The sequence below is a fragment of the Chimaeribacter coloradensis genome (assembly GCF_002858715.1).
GTDB classification, from domain to species: Bacteria; Pseudomonadota; Gammaproteobacteria; order Enterobacterales; family Enterobacteriaceae; genus Chimaeribacter; species Chimaeribacter coloradensis.
This window is the reverse complement of the sequence record NZ_PJZH01000003.1, coordinates 212442-234995: the sequence shown is the minus strand read 5'-3', so window position 1 is coordinate 234995 and position 22554 is coordinate 212442. Positions and strand designations below refer to the sequence as shown.

At 57.3% G+C, this 22554-nt stretch carries 19 protein-coding genes; 6 read left to right on the top strand and 13 right to left on the bottom strand.

Annotated elements, in window-relative coordinates; all coding sequences use genetic code 11:
• From lspA to ribF, 3 genes are read right to left on the bottom strand one after another with little or no spacing between them, the layout of a single operon-like run.
• The gene (lspA, locus tag CYR32_RS05545) at nt 1-516 is read right to left on the bottom strand and encodes a signal peptidase II (protein WP_101823398.1); all 516 of its coding nucleotides are present in this window, start codon (nt 514-516) and stop codon (nt 1-3) included.
• Nucleotides 516-3332, bottom strand: a complete 2817-nt coding sequence (ileS, locus tag CYR32_RS05540) for an isoleucine--tRNA ligase (protein ID WP_101823397.1) — start codon at nt 3330-3332, stop codon at nt 516-518. Before ileS ends, lspA begins: the two co-directional genes overlap by 1 nt.
• 32 nt (nt 3333-3364) lie before the next feature.
• Nucleotides 3365-4303 carry a bifunctional riboflavin kinase/FAD synthetase gene (gene ribF / locus CYR32_RS05535; protein ID WP_101823396.1) on the bottom strand — a complete coding sequence of 313 codons (939 nt, stop codon included), beginning with the start codon at nt 4301-4303 and terminating at the stop codon, nt 3365-3367.
• A 397-nt stretch (nt 4304-4700) separates the two neighbouring features.
• On the opposite strand from ribF, the gene rpsT reads away from it, so the two are divergent.
• Nucleotides 4701-4964: a 30S ribosomal protein S20 gene (rpsT, locus tag CYR32_RS05530; RefSeq protein ID WP_101823543.1), complete on the top strand. Its 264-nt coding sequence runs from the start codon at nt 4701-4703 to the stop codon at nt 4962-4964.
• A gap of 120 nt (nt 4965-5084) precedes the next feature.
• Here rpsT and nhaR read toward each other — a convergent pair whose 3' ends face one another.
• The 4 genes from nhaR to dnaK form a co-directional block, all read right to left on the bottom strand.
• Nucleotides 5085-5981 (bottom strand): transcriptional activator NhaR, encoded by an 897-nt coding sequence (gene nhaR, locus CYR32_RS05525; RefSeq protein WP_101823395.1) that lies wholly within the window; start codon nt 5979-5981, stop codon nt 5085-5087.
• A gap of 62 nt (nt 5982-6043) precedes the next feature.
• Nucleotides 6044-7186: a Na+/H+ antiporter NhaA gene (gene nhaA, locus CYR32_RS05520; RefSeq protein WP_241523758.1), complete on the bottom strand. Its 1143-nt coding sequence runs from the start codon at nt 7184-7186 to the stop codon at nt 6044-6046.
• 240 nt (nt 7187-7426) lie between these two features.
• Nucleotides 7427-8560, bottom strand: a complete 1134-nt coding sequence (gene dnaJ / locus CYR32_RS05515) for a molecular chaperone DnaJ (RefSeq protein ID WP_101823393.1) — start codon at nt 8558-8560, stop codon at nt 7427-7429.
• A gap of 126 nt (nt 8561-8686) precedes the next feature.
• The gene (dnaK, locus tag CYR32_RS05510; RefSeq protein WP_101823392.1) at nt 8687-10594 is read right to left on the bottom strand and encodes a molecular chaperone DnaK; all 1908 of its coding nucleotides are present in this window, start codon (nt 10592-10594) and stop codon (nt 8687-8689) included.
• Between the two features lie 312 nt (nt 10595-10906).
• Between dnaK and satP the strand changes: the two genes are divergently transcribed.
• Nucleotides 10907-11473 (top strand): acetate uptake transporter, encoded by a 567-nt coding sequence (satP, locus tag CYR32_RS05505; RefSeq protein WP_101823391.1) that lies wholly within the window; start codon nt 10907-10909, stop codon nt 11471-11473.
• A 48-nt stretch (nt 11474-11521) separates the two neighbouring features.
• Here satP and CYR32_RS05500 read toward each other — a convergent pair whose 3' ends face one another.
• The 3 genes from CYR32_RS05500 to tal form a co-directional block, all read right to left on the bottom strand.
• On the bottom strand, nt 11522-12826 hold the full coding sequence (locus CYR32_RS05500) for an MFS transporter (RefSeq protein WP_101823390.1): 1305 nt from the start codon (nt 12824-12826) through the stop codon (nt 11522-11524).
• A 117-nt stretch (nt 12827-12943) separates the two neighbouring features.
• Nucleotides 12944-13531, bottom strand: a complete 588-nt coding sequence (gene mog, locus CYR32_RS05495) for a molybdopterin adenylyltransferase (protein WP_101823389.1) — start codon at nt 13529-13531, stop codon at nt 12944-12946.
• Between the two features lie 105 nt (nt 13532-13636).
• Complete coding sequence (gene tal / locus CYR32_RS05490) at nt 13637-14590, bottom strand: transaldolase (protein WP_101823542.1); 954 nt, start codon at nt 14588-14590, stop codon at nt 13637-13639.
• Nucleotides 14591-14887: 297 nt separating this feature from the next.
• Here tal and CYR32_RS05485 point away from each other — a divergent pair, with 297 nt between their 5' ends.
• Both CYR32_RS05485 and yaaA read left to right on the top strand, forming a co-directional pair.
• A complete protein-coding gene (locus tag CYR32_RS05485; RefSeq protein WP_101823388.1) occupies nt 14888-16312 on the top strand; it encodes an alanine/glycine:cation symporter family protein in 1425 nt (474 codons plus the stop codon).
• Nucleotides 16313-16396: 84 nt separating this feature from the next.
• Nucleotides 16397-17179 (top strand): peroxide stress protein YaaA, encoded by a 783-nt coding sequence (gene yaaA / locus CYR32_RS05480; protein ID WP_101823387.1) that lies wholly within the window; start codon nt 16397-16399, stop codon nt 17177-17179.
• Nucleotides 17180-17233: 54 nt separating this feature from the next.
• On the opposite strand, the gene CYR32_RS05475 is transcribed toward yaaA, so the two are convergent.
• Nucleotides 17234-19324 carry a glycoside hydrolase family 18 protein gene (locus CYR32_RS05475; RefSeq protein WP_101823386.1) on the bottom strand — a complete coding sequence of 697 codons (2091 nt, stop codon included), beginning with the start codon at nt 19322-19324 and terminating at the stop codon, nt 17234-17236.
• Between the two features lie 502 nt (nt 19325-19826).
• Between CYR32_RS05475 and CYR32_RS05470 the strand changes: the two genes are divergently transcribed.
• Both CYR32_RS05470 and CYR32_RS05465 read left to right on the top strand, forming a co-directional pair.
• The gene (locus CYR32_RS05470) at nt 19827-20267 is read left to right on the top strand and encodes a winged helix-turn-helix domain-containing protein (RefSeq protein ID WP_101823385.1); all 441 of its coding nucleotides are present in this window, start codon (nt 19827-19829) and stop codon (nt 20265-20267) included.
• A gap of 25 nt (nt 20268-20292) precedes the next feature.
• Complete coding sequence (locus CYR32_RS05465) at nt 20293-20838, top strand: glycoside hydrolase family 108 protein (protein WP_101823384.1); 546 nt, start codon at nt 20293-20295, stop codon at nt 20836-20838.
• A 55-nt stretch (nt 20839-20893) separates the two neighbouring features.
• Here CYR32_RS05465 and CYR32_RS05460 read toward each other — a convergent pair whose 3' ends face one another.
• Nucleotides 20894-21226 carry a phage holin family protein gene (locus CYR32_RS05460; RefSeq protein WP_101823383.1) on the bottom strand — a complete coding sequence of 111 codons (333 nt, stop codon included), beginning with the start codon at nt 21224-21226 and terminating at the stop codon, nt 20894-20896.
• A gap of 232 nt (nt 21227-21458) precedes the next feature.
• Nucleotides 21459-22394 (bottom strand): LysR family transcriptional regulator, encoded by a 936-nt coding sequence (locus CYR32_RS05455; protein WP_101823382.1) that lies wholly within the window; start codon nt 22392-22394, stop codon nt 21459-21461.
• Between the last annotated feature and the right edge of the window lie 160 nt (nt 22395-22554).

Below are 22554 nucleotides of genomic sequence, written 5' to 3'. Positions count from 1 at the left end.
TTACCCCTTGTTTCCGGCCGCAGCCTTATCGTGGGTGCCGGGGGCGATAAAGCCCTCCAGCACCACCAGTGCCGCACCGATACAGATGGCGGTGTCAGCGATGTTAAAGGTCGCGAAGTGCCAGTTGCCGATGTAGAAGTCAACGAAGTCCACTACAAAGCCATGCCACATGCGATCAAACAGGTTGCCCAGCGCCCCGCCGATAATCAGCGCATAGGCGCTGTTGGCGATCTTCTTCTGGGCGCTGCTGCGGAACATCATCACCAGCAGCGCCAGCGCGATGGCAATGGCGATGCCGGCAAAGAACCAGCGCTGCCAGCCGCCCTTGTCCGCCAGGAAGCTGAACGCCGCGCCGTAGTTGCGCGCGTAGTGCAGGTTCAGGAACGGAAACAGCGGCTGCGTTTCGCCCAACATAAAGTGGTTCACAATCCACTGCTTGCTGCCGAGGTCGACGATCAGTACCACGACCGTCAACCACAGCCAGCGCAGTCCGGTAGAAAATAACGGTTTACGCATCAGGCAAATTTACGCTCTTCGCCGTGTCCGGCTACGTTGGTATAGCAGCGACCGCAGATCTCTGCGTGCTCCGGGTTCTGGCCGACATCGGTGGTGAAGTGCCAGCAGCGCGGGCACTTCTCGCCTTCCGCTTTCGCCAGGCCGATTTTCAGCCCTTTGAGCTGCTCGCTTGCCTGCGCGTCTGCCGGGGCATCCGCCAGCGGGGCAACGGCGGCCGCGGAGGTCAGCAGCACGAAGCGCAGTTCCGCGCCCAGGCTGTGCAGTTTCGCGGCCAGGTCACTGTCGGCATAGAGCGTGACGGCGGCTTCCAGCGAGCCACCCAGGCGTTTGTCGGCACGGGCCTGCTCAATCACCTTGTTCACTTCGCCGCGCACTTTCAGCAGCTCGGCCCAGAAGGCGTCGCTCATCGGCTCGGCGGCGTCCAGCCCGAACAGCCCATCGAACCACTCTTCGGTGAAGACGTATTGCGCACGTTTGCCCGGCAGGTAGCCCCAGATCTCATCCGCGGTAAAGGACATGATCGGTGCCATCCAGCGGACCAGCGCTTCCACGATGTAGTAGAGCGCGGTCTGGCAGCTGCGGCGCGCCACGCTGTCGCTTTTCGCGGTGTACTGGCGGTCTTTGATGATGTCGAGGTAGAACGACCCCATCTCCACCGAGCAGAACTGCATCAGGCGCTGCACCACTTCATGGAAATCGTAACGGGCGTACGCCTGTTCGATGTCCTGCTGCGCGGCCCGCGCACGGCCCACGGCCCAGCGGTCCAGTACCACCATCTCTTCCGGGCTTATCATGTCCGTTTCCGGGTTGAAGCCGTTCAGGTTCGCCAGCAGGAAGCGGGCGGTGTTACGGATGCGGCGGTAGGAGTCCGCGGCGCGTTTCAGGATCTCGTCAGACACGGCGATCTCACCGGTGTAGTCGGTCGAGGCGACCCACAGGCGCAGGATGTCGCCACCCAGCTTGTTCATCACGTCCTGCGGGGAGACGGTGTTGCCGATGGACTTGGACATCTTGCGGCCCTGCCCGTCCACGGTGAAGCCGTGGGTCAGCACCTCTTTGTATGGCGCTTTGCCCTTCATCGCGGTGCCGATCATCAGGGATGACATAAACCAGCCGCGGTGCTGGTCAGAGCCTTCCAGGTACATGTCCGGCGTGTGGCCGTCAAATTCCGGGCGGGCATCAACCACGGAGAAGCTGGTAGAGCCGGAGTCAAACCAGACGTCCAGCGTGTCCGGCACTTTCACGTAGTCTGCGGCGTCGTCGCCCAGCAGCTCAGCCGGGTCGAGATCCCACCACGCCTGAATGCCGCCCTGCTCAACGCGCTTCGCCACCTCTTCCATCAGCTCGATGGTGCGCGGGTGCAGCACTTCCGTCTCTTTATGCACGAACAGCGACATCGGCACGCCCCAGGTACGCTGGCGGGAGATGCACCAGTCCGGGCGGTTGGCGACCATGTTTTCGATACGCGCCTGGCCCCAGTCCGGGATCCACTGCACGCCTTTGATCTCAGCCAGCGACTGCTTGCGCAGGCCGTGCTGATCCATGCTGATGAACCATTGCGGCGTGGCGCGGAAGATGATCGGCGTTTTGTGACGCCAGCAGCACGGGTAGCTGTGGGTCAGCTTCTCCACGTGCAGCAGGGCACCCTGCTCACGCAGCAGGTTCACGATAACGTCGTTGGCTTTGAAGACGAACAGGCCGTCCAGCGCCGGGTAGGTGCCCGGCAGGTAGCAGCCGTTCGGGCCGACCGGGTTAGCCACTTCCAGGCCATACTTCTGGCCGATTACGTAGTCATCCGGGCCGTGGCCGGGCGCGGTATGCACCGCACCGGTACCGGCATCCAGCGTGACGTGGTCGCCCAGGATCGCCGGGACGTCAAAGCTCAGGAACGGGTGCTGGAAGCGCAGCAGCTCCAGGTCAGCCCCTTTGCACTCGCCCAGCACCGTCCATCCGGTGATGCCGGCGCGCTTCATCACGCTCTCCACCAGGTCGGTCGCCAGGATCAGGCAGCGCCCGTCCACCTGCACCAGCTGGTAGGCAAAGTCCGGGTTCAGGGAGATGGCGCGGTTGGCCGGCATGGTCCACGGCGTGGTCGTCCAGATCACCAGCGCAATCGGGCCGTTGAACTGCGTGACGCCGAATTTCGCGGCAACGCCTGCGGCATCAGTGGCGTTGAACATCACATCAATCGACGGGGAGGTTTTGTCGTAATACTCCACTTCCGCTTCGGCCAGCGAGGAGCCGCAGTCAGTACACCAGTGCACCGGCTTCGCGCCTTTGTGCAGGTGGCCGTTGGCGATGATTTTGCCCAGCGCACGGATGATGTTGGCTTCGGTGTTGAAGTCCATGGTCAGGTAAGGGCGATCCCAGTCACCCAGCACGCCGAGGCGGATGAAATCCGCTTTCTGGCCCGCGACCTGCTCAGCGGCATATTTCCGGCACGCTTCACGGAATTCAGCCGCGGTGACTTTCTCACCCGGCTTGCCGATCAGCTGCTCGACTTTCAGTTCGATCGGCAGGCCGTGGCAGTCCCAGCCCGGTACGTACGGCGAGTCATAACCGGCCATCCCTTTCGACTTGATAATAATGTCTTTGAGAATTTTGTTAACCGAGTGACCAATATGAATGCTGCCGTTCGCATACGGAGGGCCGTCATGCAGGATAAAGGTTTTTTTGCCCTTTTTGGCAGCACGAATCATCCCGTACAGGTCCTGCTCATACCAGCGTTGCAGCATACCAGGCTCGCGCTTGGCGAGGTCGCCGCGCATCGGGAACCCTGTTTCCGGCAAATTCAGGGTATTTTTGTAGTCACTCATCAGATTCTCGGTTCCGTTTTCGGCAAGAGAGGTTAAACCGGTGCCTTCAGCCCGAAATATTTCCGGGTAGTCACCACATCGTCGGCGATCTGCTGTTTCAATGCATCGAGGGAAGCAAACCGCTGTTCATTACGCACTTTGGCGCTCAGCACCACTTCTATATGGCGCCCGTATAAGTTCATTGCAACGTCCAGCAGGTGAACTTCCAGCTGCTGGCGCACGCCCGACACCGTGGGCCGGGTGCCGATATTGGCGACGCCCGGCAGCGGCTGCGGCCCCAGGCCGTATACCTGCACCGCGTAGACGCCGTTGACCGGGGCCACCAGGCGCTTCAGCGGCAGGTTGGCCGTGGGGAAGCCGATGGTGCGGCCCAGGGCGTCCCCGTGCACGACCCGGCCGGCGATGCTGTAAGGGTGGCCGAGCAGGCGCTCCGCCAGCGCCAGGTCATCATTCTTCAGGGCGATGCGCACCGCCGTGCTGCTGATGCGCTGGCCGTGCTCCTCGAAAGTCGGGGTGCTCTGCACGGCAAAACCGTATTCAGCCCCGGCTTTCTGCAACAGGGTAAAATCCCCCTGGCGGCCGGCACCGAAGCGGAAATCGTCGCCCACGGTAAGGAATTTCACCCCCAGCTTCTCCATCAGCAACTCAGCGACAAACGACTGGGCACTCATGGCCGCAAAGCGCGGGTCAAACCGTACACAGAGCAGGTAATCAACCCCGGCCTCAGCCAGATAGCGCGCTTTGTCGCGCAGGCGGGTCAGGCGCGCCGGGGCTTTGTCCGCCGCAAAAAGCTCCTGCGGCTGCGGCTCAAACACCATCACCGTGACCGGCAGCCCCAGCCGTTCGCCCTGTTCTTTCAACTGCTCCAGCAACGCCCGGTGGCCACGGTGCACGCCGTCAAAATTACCAATAGTGAGCACGCAACCGCGGTGGCGCGCCCGAAGATTGTAAATGCCGCGAATAAGCTCCATAGCAGGCTCAAGAGAGTGGAAATCGGCGGATTATACCTTGTACAGCCTTTAAGGTTAACCCGCGATTGGGGGTTTAGTAGGATGTCCTACCATACCGGAGTTATGGAGGCGGTAAAATCCTTTACTGCCGCCCCGCGGCAGGTTCGCCTGGTGCGGCTGAATGTAAACAACCGGTTAGCGCCTTTTCTCAATCCTTTCTCGCCTGCCTGGTGAATTTTCGTGGGAAAGGCTGTATTCCCCGGGACGAAGCTGTTAAAATCCTGCGCCATCACAACGTAACAAGTGCCGGCCGTACAAACGGCGCTTATTTGCACAAATCCATTGACAAAAGAAGGCTAAAAGGGCATATTCCTCGGCCTTTGAATTGTCCTCAATAGAATATTTTGGGAGTTGGACCTTGGCTAATATCAAATCAGCTAAGAAACGCGCCGTACAGTCAGAGAAGCGTCGCAAGCATAACGCAAGCCGTCGCTCTATGATGCGTACCTTCATCAAGAAGGTATACGCGGCTATCGCCACTGGCGATAAAGAAACTGCACAGAAAGCATTTAACGAAATGCAACCCCTTGTGGACCGTCAGGCTTCTAAAGGCCTGATCCACAAAAACAAAGCTGCGCGTCATAAGTCAAACCTGACTGCGCAAATCAACGCAATGCAATAATCGCATTACGCTGTTTGCTTTGTTGAAAAAACCGGCTCAGGCCGGTTTTTTTACGTCTGCATTCCGCTGAAAAGAAACCGGCGCCTGCCGGTTTTTTTATGCCGGTGATGTGCCCCGGTTTCAGCTATTAAACAGCGCGGAGAAGTCCGTCCGGCAGATGCGCTGCACCGCCGGGTGTTGGATCATCCGCTCGGCGAAAATCACGTAATACTCCTCTTTCACCGAGTCCACCTGCCCTAACTGCTGCACCTGCATCGTGCCCTGCATCTCGGCGGCAAAGAGCGCCGGAGCGACAAAAATCGCCTGGTTATGCAGGCCGAACGCCGCCATCAGCGCCGCATCATCAAACTCGCCGAGAATGTCCGGCTGAATCCCCTGGGCGCTGAACCAGCTGAGCAAGGTGCGCCCCAGCATCGACCGGCGGCCCGGGATCAGCAGCTTACGGTGGCGCAGGCACTCAGGAAAAGGCTGCAACGGCAGCGGCCCGCAGCAGTAGAAGCCCACCGCGCACTCCCCCAGCTTCCGTGAGAACAGCCCCGCCTGCTGGCTGGAATCCACCGGGCAGTCGGAGAGGATCATGTCCAGCTTGTGCTGGCTCAGCTGCTCCAGCAGCAGCTCATGGGTCGACTCATAACAGCGCAGATGAATCTGCCCCTGCTCCGCCACCGCCGTTTCCAGCACCCGGCTGACCAGCCGCTTGGAGAGCGCATCCGCCACGCCGACGTCAAACAGCATACTCGGCTCTTTGCGGTAGTTAACAATATCCAGCATCTCCTGGCTGAGCATAAACATCTTATCCGCATAGCGGAACACCAGCTGCCCCAGTTCAGAGGGCACCAGCCCACGCCCCTGGCGTTTAAACAGCTTGCCGCCCAGCCGCTCCTCCAGCGCCTTGATCTGGCCGGTGATGGTCTGGGGTGTCAGGAACAGCGCCTCAGCCGCGCCGGAGACCGACCCGGCTTTGCAGATGTGCCAGAAGTAGTAAAGGTGATTAAAATTGAGATGAGACATACGCATGACAGAGCCTCATAACCGGCAGACTGCCCTGTCTGCCGGCAGGTAACCCGGACGCAGGTGCGTCAGGCAGGGCGTTTGGCCGGCAGCACCCGGCTCAGGGCCAGGTAACCGAAACAGGCCGCCAACAGGGAGCCGCCCAGGATACCCAGTTTGGCATAGTTGATCAGCACCGGATCGTCATGGCCGAACGCCAGCCCGGCAATGAAGATCGACATCGTAAAGCCGATGCCGCACAGCACCGACACCGCGCTGATGTGTTTGAAGGTGATGTCCCCCGGCAGCCGGGCGATGCCGGTTTTTACCGCCAGCCAGCAGATCAGCGTAATTCCCAGCGGTTTACCGATAAACAACCCGGCGATAATGCCGAGCGGCAGATCAGAGAACAGCCCCGCCAGCGACACGGTGCCCAGGTAGATCCCGGCATTGGCAAAGGCAAACAGCGGCAGGATCAGGCGCGAGACCCACGGGTGCAACTGGTGCTCCAGCTCGCGCAGCGGCGAGAACTTGTGGCCGTGGTTCAGTGGGATCAGGAAACCGGTAATCACCCCCGCCAGCGTGGCGTGGATGCCCGATTGCAGGATAAAGACCCACAATACCGCCCCCAGCAGCAGGTAGAGCGTGCGCGCGTTAACGCCGCGCCAGTTCATCACCGCCATCACCGCGATGGTCACCGCCGCGCCCGCCAGCGCCGCCAGTGAAAGGTGGGAGGTATAAAACAGAGCGATAATCACGATCGCGCCGAGATCGTCGATGATCGCCAGCGCCAGCAGAAACGCCTTCAGGCTGTTGGGGACGCGGCTGCCGAGCAGCGCCATTACCCCGACGGCAAACGCGATGTCCGTGGCGGCCGGGATCGCCCAGCCGGTACGCGTCACCTCATCCCCGGCATTAAACAGCAGATAGATCAGGGATGGCGCAATCATGCCGCCCAATGCCGCAATCACCGGGAAAATGGCTTTGTTCAGCCCGGCCAGCGAGCCTTCCATCAATTCACGCTTTACCTCCATCCCGACCAGCAGGAAGAAGATCGCCATCAGGGCATCATTGATCCACCACAATGAAGAGTGGCTGAGATCATAGCTGCCGAGATGCAGCGGCAGTGGGGTGTTGATCAGCCATAAATAGGTCTCATGCAGCGGCGAGTTCGCCATGATAAGTGCAATGATCGCCGCCACAATCAGCACAATGCCGCCTGAGGCTTCCATATTGAAAAAATGCCTGATGGTGTTACGCACGGGTGCCTTCCTTATATTTATAATCAGGTTAAACCAGAAGCCCAAAGGGTACGCATTTCGACTCATCGTTAAAAGTCGCTTTTAAGACATCTTTGATTCGGGATAACCGAAGTAAGTAAATAACGGCAGAACATGCGGGCGTATAACGCAGAGATAAAAAAAACCAGATGGCTAACCATCTGGTTTTTTTACATTACCTGCGTGGGCGTATCAGCGGGTCAGGTCGTCGAAGAACTTTTTCACGCCGTCAAAGAAGGATTTCGACCGCGGGCTGTTGTTTTCACCGGACGGGCCGCCAAGGCTCTCTTCCAGTTCACGCAGCAGCTGTTTCTGTTTTTCGTTCAGGTTGACCGGGGTTTCCACCACCACGCGGCACAGCAAGTCGCCCTGGGCACCGCCGCGTACCGATTTCACGCCCTTGCCGCGCATACGGAACAGTTTGCCGGTCTGGGTTTCTGTCGGCACTTTCAGCTTCACGCGGCCATCCAGGGTCGGGACTTCAATCTCCCCGCCCAGTGCAGCCATCGCGAAGTTGATCGGCACTTCGCAGTAGAGGTTATTGCCTTCACGCTCAAAGATCGGGTGGGCTTTTACCTGCACCTGAACGTAGAGATCGCCGGCCGGTGCGCCGTGCTCCCCGGCTTCACCCTCACCCGCCAGGCGGATGCGGTCACCGGTGTCCACGCCTGCCGGGATTTTCACCGACAGCGTTTTGGATTTCTCTACCCGGCCGTGGCCGTGGCAGGTGTTGCACGGGTCTTTAATGATCTGGCCGCGCCCCTGGCAGTGCGGACACGCCTGCTGCACGGTGAAGAAGCCCTGGCGCATCTGTACCTGACCGGCACCATGACAGGTCGGGCAGGTGACCGGGGAGCTGCCCGGTTTCGCACCGCTGCCGTGGCAGATGTCACACTCTTCCAGCGTCGGGATACGGATCTCTTTGGTGACGCCGCGTACTGCCTCTTCCAGCGTCAGCTCCATGTTATAGCGCAGGTCGGAGCCGCGGCTGGCACGCTGACGACGGCCGCCGCCAAAGATGTCGCCGAACACGTCGCCGAAGATGTCACTGAAGTCCGCGCCGCCGCCGAAGCCGCCTGCGCCGCCGCCCATACCGCCCTGCTCAAAGGCGGCGTGGCCGTACTGGTCGTAAGCCGCACGCTTCTGGGCGTCCGTCAGGATCTCGTACGCTTCTTTGATCTCTTTGAATTTGGCTTCCGACTCTTTATCGCCCTGATTGCGGTCAGGGTGATATTTCATCGCCAGGCGTTTATAGGCCTTTTTGATCTCACGCTCTTCCGCTGTTTTGGAAACGCCTAAAATCTCGTAATAGTCTTTCTTCGCCATTCTGTTGTCCTGCCCTCAACATGCGTGCACGGGCGTAGAGTTTCCCCGACGCCCGTGCCTGGTTATCAACAGCGGCGGCACTACCGGGTTGCCGGCCCTGCCGCTGCTGTGCCCGCTTAAGGGCGATTATTTTTTGTCTTTGACTTCTTCGAACTCAGCGTCAACCACGTCATCTTCTTTTTTGGCACCGTCGGTCGCCTGGCCTTCAGCCGCACCGGCCTGAGCCTGGGCCACTTCCAGCAGCTTGCCGGAAACCTGCACCAGCGCCTGGATTTTCGCTTCGATGTCCGCTTTGTCTTCGCCTTTCAGCGCCGCTTCCAGATCTTTCAGCGCGGCGTCGATCGGGGCTTTGTCTTCCGCAGAGAGTTTGTCACCGGCTTCTTCCAGCTGCTTACGGGTGCTGTGCACCAGATGGTCAGCCTGGTTGCGGGTCTGTACCAGCTCTTCAAACTTACGGTCAGACTCGGCGTTGGCTTCTGCCTCACGCACCATTTTCTGCACTTCTTCATCGCTCAGGCCGGAAGAGGCTTTGATGGTGATCTTCTGCTCGCGACCGGTGTTCTTGTCCTTCGCAGACACGTGCAGGATACCGTCGGCATCGATGTCGAAGGTGACTTCGATCTGCGACATACCGCGCGGTGCCGGCTGGATGCCGTCCAGGTTGAACTGGCCCAGGGACTTGTTGTCCGCGGCACGCTTACGCTCACCCTGCAGCACATGGATGGTCACGGCGGACTGGTTGTCTTCTGCCGTCGAGAACACCTGGCTGTGCTTGGTCGGGATGGTGGTGTTTTTGGTGATCAGCGGAGTCATCACGCCGCCCATGGTTTCAATACCCAGGGAGAGCGGGGTAACGTCCAGCAGCAGCACGTCTTTCACGTCACCGCTCAGTACGCCGCCCTGAACCGCAGCACCGATGGCCACTGCTTCATCCGGGTTGACGTCTTTGCGCGGCTCTTTGCCGAAGAAGTCTGCCACTTTTTTCTGCACCATCGGCATACGGGTCTGGCCGCCGACCAGGATCACGTCGTTGATCTCAGACACAGAGAGACCGGCATCCTGCAGTGCCACTTTCAGCGGCTCAATGGAGCGCGCCACCAGATCTTCTACCAGCGACTCGAGTTTGGCACGGGTCACTTTGATGTTCATGTGTTTCGGGCCGGTCGCGTCTGCGGTGATGTACGGCAGGTTCACGTCGGTCTGCTGTGCGGAGGAGAGCTCGATCTTCGCTTTCTCTGCCGCTTCTTTCAGGCGCTGCATCGCCAGCGGATCGTTGCGCAGGTCGATGCCCTGCTCTTTTTTGAACTCATCCACCAGGTAGTTGATCATACGGCTGTCGAAGTCTTCACCACCCAGGTGGGTGTCGCCGTTGGTCGCCAGCACTTCAAAGGTTTTTTCGCCGTCAACGTCATCGATCTCGATGATGGAGATATCGAAAGTACCGCCGCCCAGGTCATAGACTGCGATGGTGCGGTTGCCCATGCCTTTGTCCATGCCGTAAGCCAGGGCTGCTGCGGTCGGTTCGTTGATGATACGTTTGACTTCCAGGCCCGCGATGCGGCCGGCGTCTTTGGTCGCCTGGCGCTGTGCATCGTTGAAGTAAGCCGGGACAGTGATGACCGCTTCAGTAACCGGCTCGCCCAGGTAATCTTCGGCGGTTTTCTTCATTTTTTTCAGCACTTCAGCCGAGATCTGCGGCGGTGCGATTTTCTGGCCTTTTACGTCGATCCAGGCGTCACCGTTGTCTGCGCTGATGATCTGGTAAGGCATGATGCCTTTGTCACGCTGGACTTCTTCGTCCTGGAAGCGACGGCCGATCAGGCGCTTGATCGCAAACAGGGTGTTTTGCGGGTTAGTGACAGCCTGACGTTTAGCCGGTTGACCTACCAGGGTCTCACCGTCCTGCGCATAAGCAATGATAGAAGGCGTGGTACGGTCGCCTTCGCTGTTCTCCAGCACGCGAGCCTGAGTGCCGTCCATGATTGCCACACAAGAGTTGGTTGTACCCAGGTCGATACCAATAATTTTGCCCATCTAAACGTCTCCACTAAATATTCATATTCGATCAGGTTGCTAATGGATATGCGGGCGGCTTCTTCGTTTTCAACGCCCGATATGTCCGGCTTGCCCGCGATTAGCAACTGCGGTTGCAAATAAGATGGGGCCAAGCGCGACGGCATCAAGGGGGAAAGATGAAAAAAAAATGCGTTTTCTTCCTTTCCGGATCAATGTTTGCCCATTTGCCGCTGATTATGATGGCGCGCCTTGCACCGATGAGGCTGTTATCGGGGCATTTTTCCCGTTTTCAAACCGGGTTACCCACTCTTTTTGTGATGCAGAGGACCTATGCACACCACGCACTACGCCAACCCCGCCCCGCTTGGGCTGATGGGTTTCGGTATGACCACGATTTTGCTTAATCTCCATAATGCGGGCTTTTGCGCCCTGACCGCCGTTGTGCTGAGCATGGGGCTGTTTTTCGGCGGCCTGGCACAGATCCTCGCCGGGCTGCTGGAATTCAAAAAGGGCAACACCTTCGGCATGACCGCCTTCACCTCTTACGGCGCGTTCTGGCTCAGCCTGGTGGGCATTCTGCTGCTGCCGCGACTGGAGCTGGCCCAGGCCAGCGACGGCGAAACGCTGGGCGGCTACCTGGCGCTGTGGGGGGTGTTTACGCTGTTTATGTTTTTCGGCACCCTGCGCGCCAACCGGGTGATGCAGTTTGTCTTCGCCAGCCTGACGCTGCTGTTTGCGATGCTGGCGATCGGCAACCTCACCGGCCATGCCGGCCTGCTGCGGCTTGCCGGGTATGAAGGCATCGTCTGCGGGGCGAGCGCCATCTATCTGGCGATGGCGGAGGTACTCAAAGAGCAGTTCGGGCGCACGGTGCTGCCCATCGGCGAACCGGCCTGACCATAAAAAAAGCCCTGGTTCTCAGGGCTTTTTTATTTCCGCAGGCGCTTAATCCTGCGCCAGCGCGGCGCGGGGTGCGCCCACCGGGGAGAGCCGCTTCAGCGCCAGCCCGACCCCGACGCCGATCACCGCCAGTGCCAGCACGTAGTACGCCGGGGCCATGGGCGTCACGCGCATCATCAGCGTGACGCAGATCGGCGTCAGCCCGCCAAACACCGCATAGGCCACATTATAAGAGAAGGAGATGCCGGTAAAACGCACCTCCGCCGGGAAGGCGCGCACCATCACGAACGGCACCGCCCCCACCACCCCGACGCTGAACCCGGCCAGCATATAAGAGGCAAACAGGGTCACAACATCTGCCGAAGCGAGGTGGTAGAACGCCCAGCAACCGCCGCCCAGCAGCAGGGAGCCGCCGATCAGCGTGTTGCCGCCGCCGATGCGGTCCGCCAGCGCCCCGGCCACAATGCAGCCCACCAGCAACGCCACCGTCGCCAGGCAGTTGGCCTGCAAGGCCAGCGCGGCGGGCACGGCCAGCTGTTTTTGCAGGAAGGTGGGCGTCATCAGAATCACCACCACAATCCCGGCGGAGAGCAGCCAAGTCACCAGCATGCTGATGACCAGCCCGCGCCGGTGCGCCGTCAGCACGGTTTTCAGCGGCAGTTGTTGCGCCAGCGCTTTGCGCTGCTGCATTTCCGTGAACACCGGCGTCTCTTTCAGCCAGCGGCGCAGGTACATCGCCCCCAGGCCGAATGCCCCGCCGAGGAAGAACGGGATGCGCCAGCCGCCCTGCACCAGCGCTTCTGGGGTCAGCACACTGTTCAGCAGGGCCGCCACCAATGACCCGAGCAGGATGCCGGCCGTCAGCCCGGCCGTCAGCGTGCCGCAGGCGAAACCGGTATGGCGGCGCGGCACATGCTCAGCCACAAACACCCAGGCGCCCGGCACTTCCCCACCGATCGCCGCGCCCTGCAGCATCCGCAACAACAGCAGCAACAGCGGCGCAGCGATGCCGATAGAGGCGTAGGTCGGCAGCAGGCCCATCGCCAGCGTCGGCAGCGCCATCAGCAGGATGCTGAGGCTGAACATCTTCTTCCGCCCGGCTTTATCTCCGAAATGGGCCATGATGATGCCGCCCAGCGGGCGCGCCAGATAGCCGGCGGCAAAAATGCCGAAGGTCTGCACCAGCCGCAGCCACTCCGGCATCTGCGCCGGAAAGAAGAGATCGCCGAGGATTGCCGCGAAGTAGACGAAGATAATGAAGTCGTAAAACTCCAGCGCGCCGCCGAGGGCTGCCAGGGAGAGGGTTTTGACATCTTGCCGGTTAAGGCGACGGGATTCTTCAGGGATCATAATTCACCACGCGGGCCAGAATAAAAATTGCCGATTGTCTGTAAAGTTAACATGACTATATCGGCAATTTATTTACACACCAGCGCCGGGGCAGCTTATGACAGAAAAGGCTGAACTTTAGTTTTTTGTTTCGCGGATTGCATTTTTAGGGCGGAAAGCTGCTGCCACCGCAGGGTCGGTTTCGATATACGGCCCCTCCAGCAGTTGAATGCAGTAAGGCACGCTGGCAAAGATGCCGTGTACAATTACCTTTCCACTCTCATCTTTCAGCCCTTCCAGCGTCTCCTGGATCGACTTCGGCTGGCCGGGCAGGTTGATGATCAGCGCCTGTTTGCGGATCACCGCCACCTGCCGGGAAAGGATGGCGGTCGGCACAAAGTTCAGGCTGATCTGGCGCATCTGTTCGCCGAAGCCCGGCATCTCCCGGTCGGCCACGGCCAGCGTCGCGTCGGGGGTCACATCCCGCCGTGCCGGGCCGGTGCCGCCGGTAGTCAGCACCAGGTGGCAGCCGCTCTCATCCACCAGCTCGCACAGGGTCTGTTCGATCAGCGTCTGCTCATCCGGGATCAGGCGGGTTTCCACCACAAACGGCGAAGTCAGCGCCGCTGCCAGCCACGTTTGCAGGGCGGGAATTCCCTTATCCTGATAAACCCCGCTGGAGGCGCGATCGGAGATCGACACCAGACCAATGCGTAATGTATTCATTCTTCACCTTTTACTCATACTCTGTTCGCTTAAGTATACGAATTCTGATCCTTCAGGCATAAAAAAAGGCGGCCGGGGCCGCCTTTTTCTGATCCTTGCCCGGCCTTACAGCAGGTCGGCGATCATTTTTTCCAGCTTTTCCTGATCCGCGGCAAATTTGCGGATGCCGTCCGTGAGTTTTTCCACGGCCATCGGGTCGCTGTTGTGCTGCCAGTAGAACTCAGGCTCGGTCAGCGGTTGCGGACGATCTTTGATCTCACCGGTGTAGGAGAGTTTGCGCTCCAGCGTGCCTTCGCTTTCCGCCAGCTCTTTCAGCAGCGCCGGGGCGATGGTCAGGCGGTCACAGCCGGCCAGTTCAATGATTTCCCCGATATTACGGAAGCTGGCACCCATCACCACGGTGTCATAGCCATGCTCTTTGTAATATTTGTAGATCTCGGTAACGGAAACCACACCCGGATCTTCGTGGGATTCGAACTCTTTCTTCTCACCGTTGGCTTTGTACCAGTCGAGGATACGGCCCACGAACGGGGAGATCAGGTAAGCACCGGCTTCGGCACAGGCACGCGCCTGGGCGAAGGAGAAGAGCAGCGTCAGGTTACAGTTGATGCCCGCTTTTTCCAGCTGTTCTGCCGCGCGGATGCCCTGCCAGGTAGAGGCCAGTTTGATCAGGATGCGATCGTTGCTGATGCCGGCGTCGTTGTAGAGCTTCATCAGGCGCTTGGCCTTGGCGACGCTCGCTTCGGTGTCATAGGAGAGGCGCGCGTCCACTTCGGTGGAGATGCGGCCCGGGATCAGCTTCAGGATTTCAAGACCGATGTTGACCGCCAGTTTGTCAGAGGCGTCCATAATCTGTTGATCGTGATCGTTGCTCTGGTCACGCGCCCAGGCGATCGCTTCTTCGATCAGTTTGCGGTATTCCGGGATTTGGGCGGCGTTCAGGATCAGAGACGGGTTGGTGGTGGCATCTTGCGGCTGATAAAGCTTCATCGCTGCGATATCGCCGGTATCCGCAACCACGGTAGTCAGCTGGCGCAGGGCAGTCAGTTTATTGGTCATGTTGGCATTTCTCATAGGATGGGTATTCATGGAGGCCGGGAGGCCTTGCCGTTGCCTGATAATAACATGCCGAAGAGGCCGCGCAAGGCACGATATCGGCGAAAACCTTGCCCATTTCAGCACACCGGCATGCGGCAAAAATGCAGCCGGAATTCAAGCAGATCGGGCCAATCGTTCTGACAGGCAGCACCGCGCGCTTCATGGTAAAGTCGCGCTGAATGTCAGGTTCACACCACGGCCGGGCAGCAGGGTGGTCATCGGCCCCCTGCCTGCCGGGGGCCGTCAACGAGGTTTTTCATGACAGAACTGATGGAGTTTCTTAATGCCCTGCTTTGGGATTCCATTCTTATCTATCTGCTGATCGGGGCCGGTCTCTACTTTACTTACCGTACCCGCGGCCTGCCGCTGCGCCACCTGCCGGAGATGGCCCGCGTGCTGAAGCGCGCCCGCGTCTCCCGGCCCGGCAGCCTCTCTGCCTGGCAGGCGCTCTGCCTGACGCTGGCGGCGCGCGTCGGGGCCGGTAACCTGGCCGGGGTGGCGGTGGCTATTAACACCGGCGGGCCGGGTGCCATTTTCTGGATGTGGGCCATGACCTGGCTGAGCATGATCACCGCGCTGGTGGAGAGCACCCTGGCCCAGCTTTACCACACCCGCGACAGCCGCGGCCATCTTCGCGGCGGCCCCGCCTGTTATATGGAGAAAGGGCTGGGGATGCGCTGGATGGGGGTGATGTTCGCCCTGCTGCTGATCTTCGCCTTTGGTTTTGCGTTTAACACTTTGCAGGCCAATGTCATGGCCGCCGCTAACCGTTATGCCCTGCACTGCCCTCCCCTGCTGCTGGCGCTGGGGGTGGTGGCGCTGGGGGGTGTGGTGCTGGCGGGCGGGCTGCCGCGCATCGCCCGCTGCTGTGCCGTGCTGGTGCCGCTGATCCTGCTGCTCTACCTGGCCCTGACCGGCTGGGCGATGGCGACCCACCTCTCCGCCCTGCCCGGGGTGTTCCTCGCGGTGTTCCGCGGCGCGTTCGGTGCCGAGCAGGCAGCGGCCGGGGCGATGGGGTACGGCATCTCACAGGCGATAACCCAGGGTGCCCAGCGCGGCATGTTCTCCAATGAGGCGGGGCTCGGGTCTGCGCCCAATGCCGCGGCTTCCGCCCAGGCGGTGCCGCCGCACCCGGTTTCCCAGGGGTATGTGCAGATGCTCGGTGTGGTGATAGACACGGTGATGATCTCCAGCGCCACGGCGCTGATTATGCTGCTGGCCGGCTCACCCGGCCGGGAGACGTTGTCGCACGGCATCACCCTGACGCCGGAGGCGTTTGCCGCCTTTTCCGGCCTGTGGGGCAGCCCGATGGTCACGCTGGTGGTGTTCCTGTTCGCCTTTACCGCCATGCTGGCCAACTACGCCTATGCCGAAAATAACCTGCTGTTCCTGACCCGCCACCGCCCGGTGGGGCTGGCCCTGCTGCGCACGCTGGTGCTGCTGGCGACGGCGGCCGGCATCCTCTGGGACACCGGGTGGATCTACCCGCTGGCGAGCATCGCCACGGCGCTGATGACCCTCACCAACCTGACGGCGCTGCTGCTGCTCTCCGGGGTGGCGCTCATCGTTATCAAAGATTATCACCGCCAGCGCCGGATCGGCCGGGAGCCGGTGTTCAATGCGGCCCATTACCCGGCCTTGCACAAGCAGCTTACGCCGGGCATCTGGGAGCAGGAGCGCTGAGCCGGTCTGCCCTATCAAACTCATCGCCCCTTTTTTACCGGGCATTTGGTAAAGTAGCGCCTGAAAAACAGAGGACACCGCGTTATGTTGATGATTATCTCCCCGGCCAAAACGCTGGATTACGAAAGCCCGCTGGCGACCCGCCGCTATACGCAGCCCCTGCTGCTGGACCACAGCCAGCAGCTGATGGAACGTTGCCGGGCGCTTACCCCGCCGCAGATCGCCAGCCTGATGAGCATCAGTGACAAACTCGCTGACCTCAACGCCGGGCGTTTTCAACACTGGACGCCGGACTTCACGCCCGACAACGCCCGCCAGGCGCTGCTGGCGTTTAAAGGCGATGTCTATACCGGGCTGGAAGCGCACAGCTTCAGCGAACAGGATTTCGATTTTGCCCAGCAGCACCTGCGGATGCTTTCCGGCCTCTATGGCCTGCTGCGCCCGCTGGATTTGATGCAGCCTTACCGGCTGGAGATGGGCACGAAGCTGGACAACCCGCGCGGCAAGGATCTCTACGCATTCTGGGGAACGATCATCACCGATGCCCTGAACGAAGCGGTGGCCGCCCAGGGGGACAATGTCGTAGTGAACCTCGCCTCTGATGAGTATTTCCGCGCGGTGAAACCTAAACAGCTTCAGGCGGAACTGGTGAAGCCGGTGTTCCTGGATGAGAAAAACGGCAGTTATAAAGTGATCAGTTTTTATGCCAAAAAAGCGCGTGGTTTGATGAGCCGCTTCATTATTACCCGGCAACTGACACAGCCGGAGCAGCTTAAAGCGTTTGACCTGGAAGGTTACCGCTTTGACGAGGCGCGTTCCCAGGGCAATGAGTATGTGTTTACCCGCGCCCAGCAGGATGCGAAATAGAAAGAAAAAGCCGGGCAGATGCCCGGCTGAAGATGTACGTATAACGGTATACGTTTAGTAGGTGCCTTTCGCCACCCACGGGCGGCCCGCGCCGGTGCCTTGCTCGGTACCCGGCTCGTCACCCTGGGTCCACCAGGAGGCCTGGTAGTTGGTGCCTTTCCAGCTGACGGTTTCCCCGCCGGTGTAGATTTTGGCTTTTTCCCACAGCGGGTGAGGCGTATCACCGGCCGGTGCGACAGGTTCTTCCGGCTCTTCCGGCGTCCCGGCAGGCTCTTCCTCTTCTTCGTGCTCGTTGTCAGCGTAATCTTCTTCACTGGCGGCAATCACCGTCAGCACAAAGGTTTCCAGCGTGGAGCTGGCGTTTTTGCTGTCGGTCACTGCCAGCGAGAAGGTGAAGCTGGCTTCGCTCACCACGTCCGGAACGGTGAATTCCAGGCTTGAGGCGGTTTTGTCCGCCACGGCGATCGCGGCCGGCACTGTCCACAGGTAGCTGATCTCATCATCATCCGGATCGTGAGAACCGGCACCACTCAGGCGCACTTTCGAGCCGCCCACAACCTGAAGGTCGATCGCGGCTACCGGCGCACGGTTCTCAGCACCGGCCTCTTCTTCTTCCGCAGCCGGTTCATCCGGTACGGTGCCGCTGACGTTGATGCCCTCAAAATAGAACGGGGACATGTCGATCACTTTTTTGCTGATGCTGCAACCCAGGCCTTCACGGGCCGCGTTGACCAGCACGCCGTTATCCTGGTCGATGGTCCAGGTGAACAGCCCGCCCAGCCCTTTCTCTGCCACATATTCACCCTTGGCTTTTACTGAGCGCGGGGTTTCGCATGACAGGAAGAGTTTGCTTTGTGGGTTATAGAGATAATCAGCATCTGCCACCTGATCGGTGTAGACGTTAAAGCCGTTGCGCCCTTTCTGGTTTTCCAGATCGATGTAGTTATTGATCAGGTCATACCATTCCGTGGTGCCGCTCTCAAAGGTACCGGTGGTTTTTTCGCCCTCGGTCGGCTTATAGCTCCCTTTCAGCGGGGAGAAGCTCTCGATCTCCGTGTTCTGGCCGTTACGGGTATAAGCGGCATAGCCCACGTTGATGCGATCGCGCGGCACCCCTTGTGAAATCAGGTAATCCACGGCGGTATCCACGCCCCAGCCGTCTTTCTCCAGCGCATGCAGGTTGGTATGGTGAGCGAGCGTTTCGGCCCACGGCGTCCCGAAGAAGTCATAGGTCATGACGTTCAGGCCATAAAGGCCGGCCGCCAGCAGGCCTTTGATGTTGCTGTGCTCCAGGGTGCTGGGCACGGCGGAACAGGCGATACTGATTTTGATGTCCTTGCGGTTGATCGCCGCAAACTCTTTTGTCAGCTCGGCGATCAGCAGCGCATAGTTTTCCCCGTCTTCCGGGCCGTGCGGGTTGTTGTTCCCGATGTTGTTCGGGTACTCCCAGTCAAGGTCCACTTCACTGAACATCGGGAAGCGTTTGAACAAACCGGCGGTGCTTTTGGCAAAGGCGCTGCGGCCTGCGGCGGTTTTCGCCATATTGTGGAAACCGTTACTCAGCGTCCAGCCGCCGATGCTCAAAGAAAGCACCAGGTTATGGCCCTGTGCTTTGGCTTTTTTCTGCAGATCGCGCAGGCCGCCGACAACCCCTTTGGCATTGGCCTGTGTCAGTGAGGAAAGAGAAAGCTCGACCCAGCCCGGATTATCCAGGCCGCAGTTGGTGGATGATGCGAAATCACCCCACGGGTCAAGGAAAGTCACTTCATTCTCTTTTTTATTGGCCTGCTGCGCGGCATTAGCCACGGTTTGTTGTTTTTCTCCCTGATCCCCAACAATACCCAGAAAACCTAAAATAATTTTGTCATAAGCCGTAGGGGAAACATTCGCTAAATCATACCCGCGACCGCGCGCTTCAATCCCGGTGGAACCACCGCTCTGTAACCGGCCGTCATACTGTGACCAGTCCGTATAATAACCAAAGACTTTAGGTTTATTCGCGGTGTTATATTTGTTGTAAACGGGTTTAGTAACCCGCGCAGAGGTGGTGCTGTATTTCACCGTTTCCGTTGCCGGATCAAAACCATCCATCTTATAGGACTGCTCAGTCAGGTCATCAGCTTGAATAAGTTTACTTGTCGCCATTTTATTTACCTTATGTGGTGTGAGAAAACATCAAACAGCATTTCGCTGTGGACGTTATTTTTCGCCCTGACCGCCACGAAAACAAATCACACCACATCAAAATTATTATGTGAAGAATCACTTACCCAGATAATAAAGATCCCTCTATGTATTGAGAAAAGGAAAATGCCCTTCCCTTCATTGCCGGGCCGCGTTCTCCCCACATCATTTACCTGTCCCGGAAGAAGGAAACATTAATTTTCCTGTTCTTAGGCTGACATATTATGTTACGGCCAAATACATAATTATCGCGATAAATTACGCTCAAAAAATATAATTTGAGTAAAACTCAAAAGGGTTTTTAGCAAAATTCAAAAAGGGTGGTTTTTATTGAAGTGCTCCACAGAATAAAATAAACGACAATGTTTTATCCATCTCAGAACTAGATTATTGTGCAAACGCAATTACTCTTTTAAAAGTCCATCCGTTCCAGCAATGAACGCAACACATAAGAGAGCTTAATATGATGAGCAACTATCTTCTGAATAAGATGTGTATTTTCAATGAGAATGCTAAAGAACTGAAATTAGTGGACAGTGATGTCATTATAAAGCTCACGTCCATGCGGGCACGTTGCCTCAGCTATATCATTGAACATGCGAATGAAGACGTGATTGAAAAGTCATCGCTTTCTCAGGCGCTCTGGGGGAAACGCAGCCAATTTGCCAGCGATGCCAGCCTGACCCAAACACTCTATTTAATCCGCAAAGATCTCAAAACCCTGGGACTGGATGACTTTTTTATTACCGTCCCGCGCTCAGGTATACGGGTCAATGATACGGTGCAGATAGAGAAAATAGAAAAGGCGCCGGAAATGGTTTATCACCGTAAGGGCCTTTATCTGACAAGTGGTGCCCTGATTCTCTTTTTAATTGCGCTCGGCACCCTTTTCTTCCTGTATTAGCAGAGTATGAACAAGGGGAATCCTCATGTTTACCAATCCTGTGATTAATAGCATTATGGAAAAAGAAGGGCATTATGTTGATCACCCCCATGATATGGGTGGCCCAACCTGCTGGGGTATCACTGAACAGGTTGCCCGTAAGCATGGCTATATGGGTGATATGAAAGATCTTTCTAAGGAGAAAGCCTACCTGATTCTGGAGGATGACTACTGGCGGAAACCGGGGTTTGACAAGGTGCATGACGTTGCGCCGATCCTGGCCCTGGAGCTGTGTGACACGGGAACCAATACCGGGCCGGCCCTCCCGATAAAATGGCTACAGCGCTGGCTGAATGCCTATAATAATCAACAAAAATATTATGCCGATATTGCGGTGGATGGGGTGCTGGGTAAAAAATCCCTCTCCGCGCTGACAAGCTTCCTTAAAAAAAGGGCACCGCACGGTGAGAATGCGTTAATTACCTCATTGAATTGTAGCCAGGGAAATTACTACCTTGAATTGGTGGAGAAAAGGGAGAAGAATGAGGCATTTATTTATGGCTGGATAACAACACGTGTGGCCTTGATATAACCGGGATAAAAAGGAGAACGTCCTGTTCTCCTTTTTGGTTAGGTATATACCGGGATTATTTAATCACGACTGCATTACCACCGATGATATTCTTAATGCGTTCACCGGCTGCCGTTAACAGCGTCCCGGAAAATGCCCCGCCAAGCCCGGCCATCATGATAATCATGTGTGAGCTTAAGCCACGCTCCAGACCCAGCACACTCAGAATAAAGCCGCTGAAGCAGGAGATAATGACCTGGGCAATACAGCGGCGCGCCAGATGCTCTCTGGATAAGCTGTCCTTTTGCAACAGGACACGGATAACGCCGCCCCAGGACGCCATAATAAGAATAACCAGCAGCAATTCAAATTCCATAAAAGCAAAGTTTTCTACCATTGTTGTGTTCATACCGAACCCTCATAACGTGAATAAGACGAGATTGACTTGCTGAAAAGGAGTCTAGGCTTCTGGTTGCCCTGCGGCAAATCACGCACACTCTCTTTTTATATGTGACACGCCTATAAAAATAATTATCTGTTAGCCCGATGGCGATTAAACATGTTATTAACCGGAGAGGTCATTTCTCTCGTGTTTTTTAACGGTGGGGTAAAAGAGAAATATTTAATGAGGGCTTAAACTACTATTTAATGGCTTTTAATTTTGAAAGCAGGGTTTCAATTGAAGAATGGTAAGCAGAATTAACATAATGGTTGGCATACACATTAACCGGGTACGGTTCCAATTCGGGCGGAAGATTTATCTGCTTCAGCTTCCGTTTCTCTTTATGAATCAGAAAATGGGCGATATCTGCCGGGACAATGGCAATCATCTCGCTTTTTTCAATGGCGCTGATAATGCCGGTGAAACTGTTAGACCGATAAGCGATCTTGCGCTTTCCCCGGAACTCATGGTTTATATGCATAAGGCTGCCTAATAAAGTGGTCTCCATATCAGCCACTTCCCCATTTAATGCCGCATGCGGCAGGGCATAATAGTTGGCCAGTGTCATCGCTTTATCGGCATCCAGCAGATGGTCGTCGCGGCAAATGGCGACAAATCTTTGCAAGCTTTCTATTTTCTCCGATATTATTGACTCATGAACAAGTGGCATAAATGTTAACGCCAGGTCGGTTTTGTTTTGCAGCAGGCTATCGGTTAATTCAAACTCATCTTGATGGGTGGAGGTATAAAAAACGAGATTATTTATCTGTAAATAGCCCTCCTCAATTAACTGAGAGAGGTAATAGGCCTCTATAAAATCTGATCCGGTTATCCGCAAAAAATCTAAATGACTCTCCTCCTTTTGATAGACGTCTATTATATTATCAACTATATCAATAGCTTGCCTGAATGAACGGTTAATTTCCAATGCCGAGGGCGTCGGTTTGAGACCGGTGCCGGTCCTAATGAACAACTCTTGCCCAAAATGTTTTTGCAGCCGGCTCAGAGAAAGGCTCACGGCAGAAGTGGAAAGGTTCAAACGCTTTGCGGCTTTAGACGCGCTCCCTGCGGCAATGACCTCATCCATAATTCGGATAAGGTTGTAGTCGAATAACGGGGAACGTCTTTCTTTCATTGCTGCCTCATGAGCGTTTTAGGCACGTTATCACTTTAGATATCGCTACATCCTTCTCCGGGTAAAATAACTTAGCCTAACTCACCTAAAAAGATTTAAAGTTGAGAAGTTTGTTACATGCAAAGCTGAATAATTTTTGCGTATAAAAAAAGGCCATTAA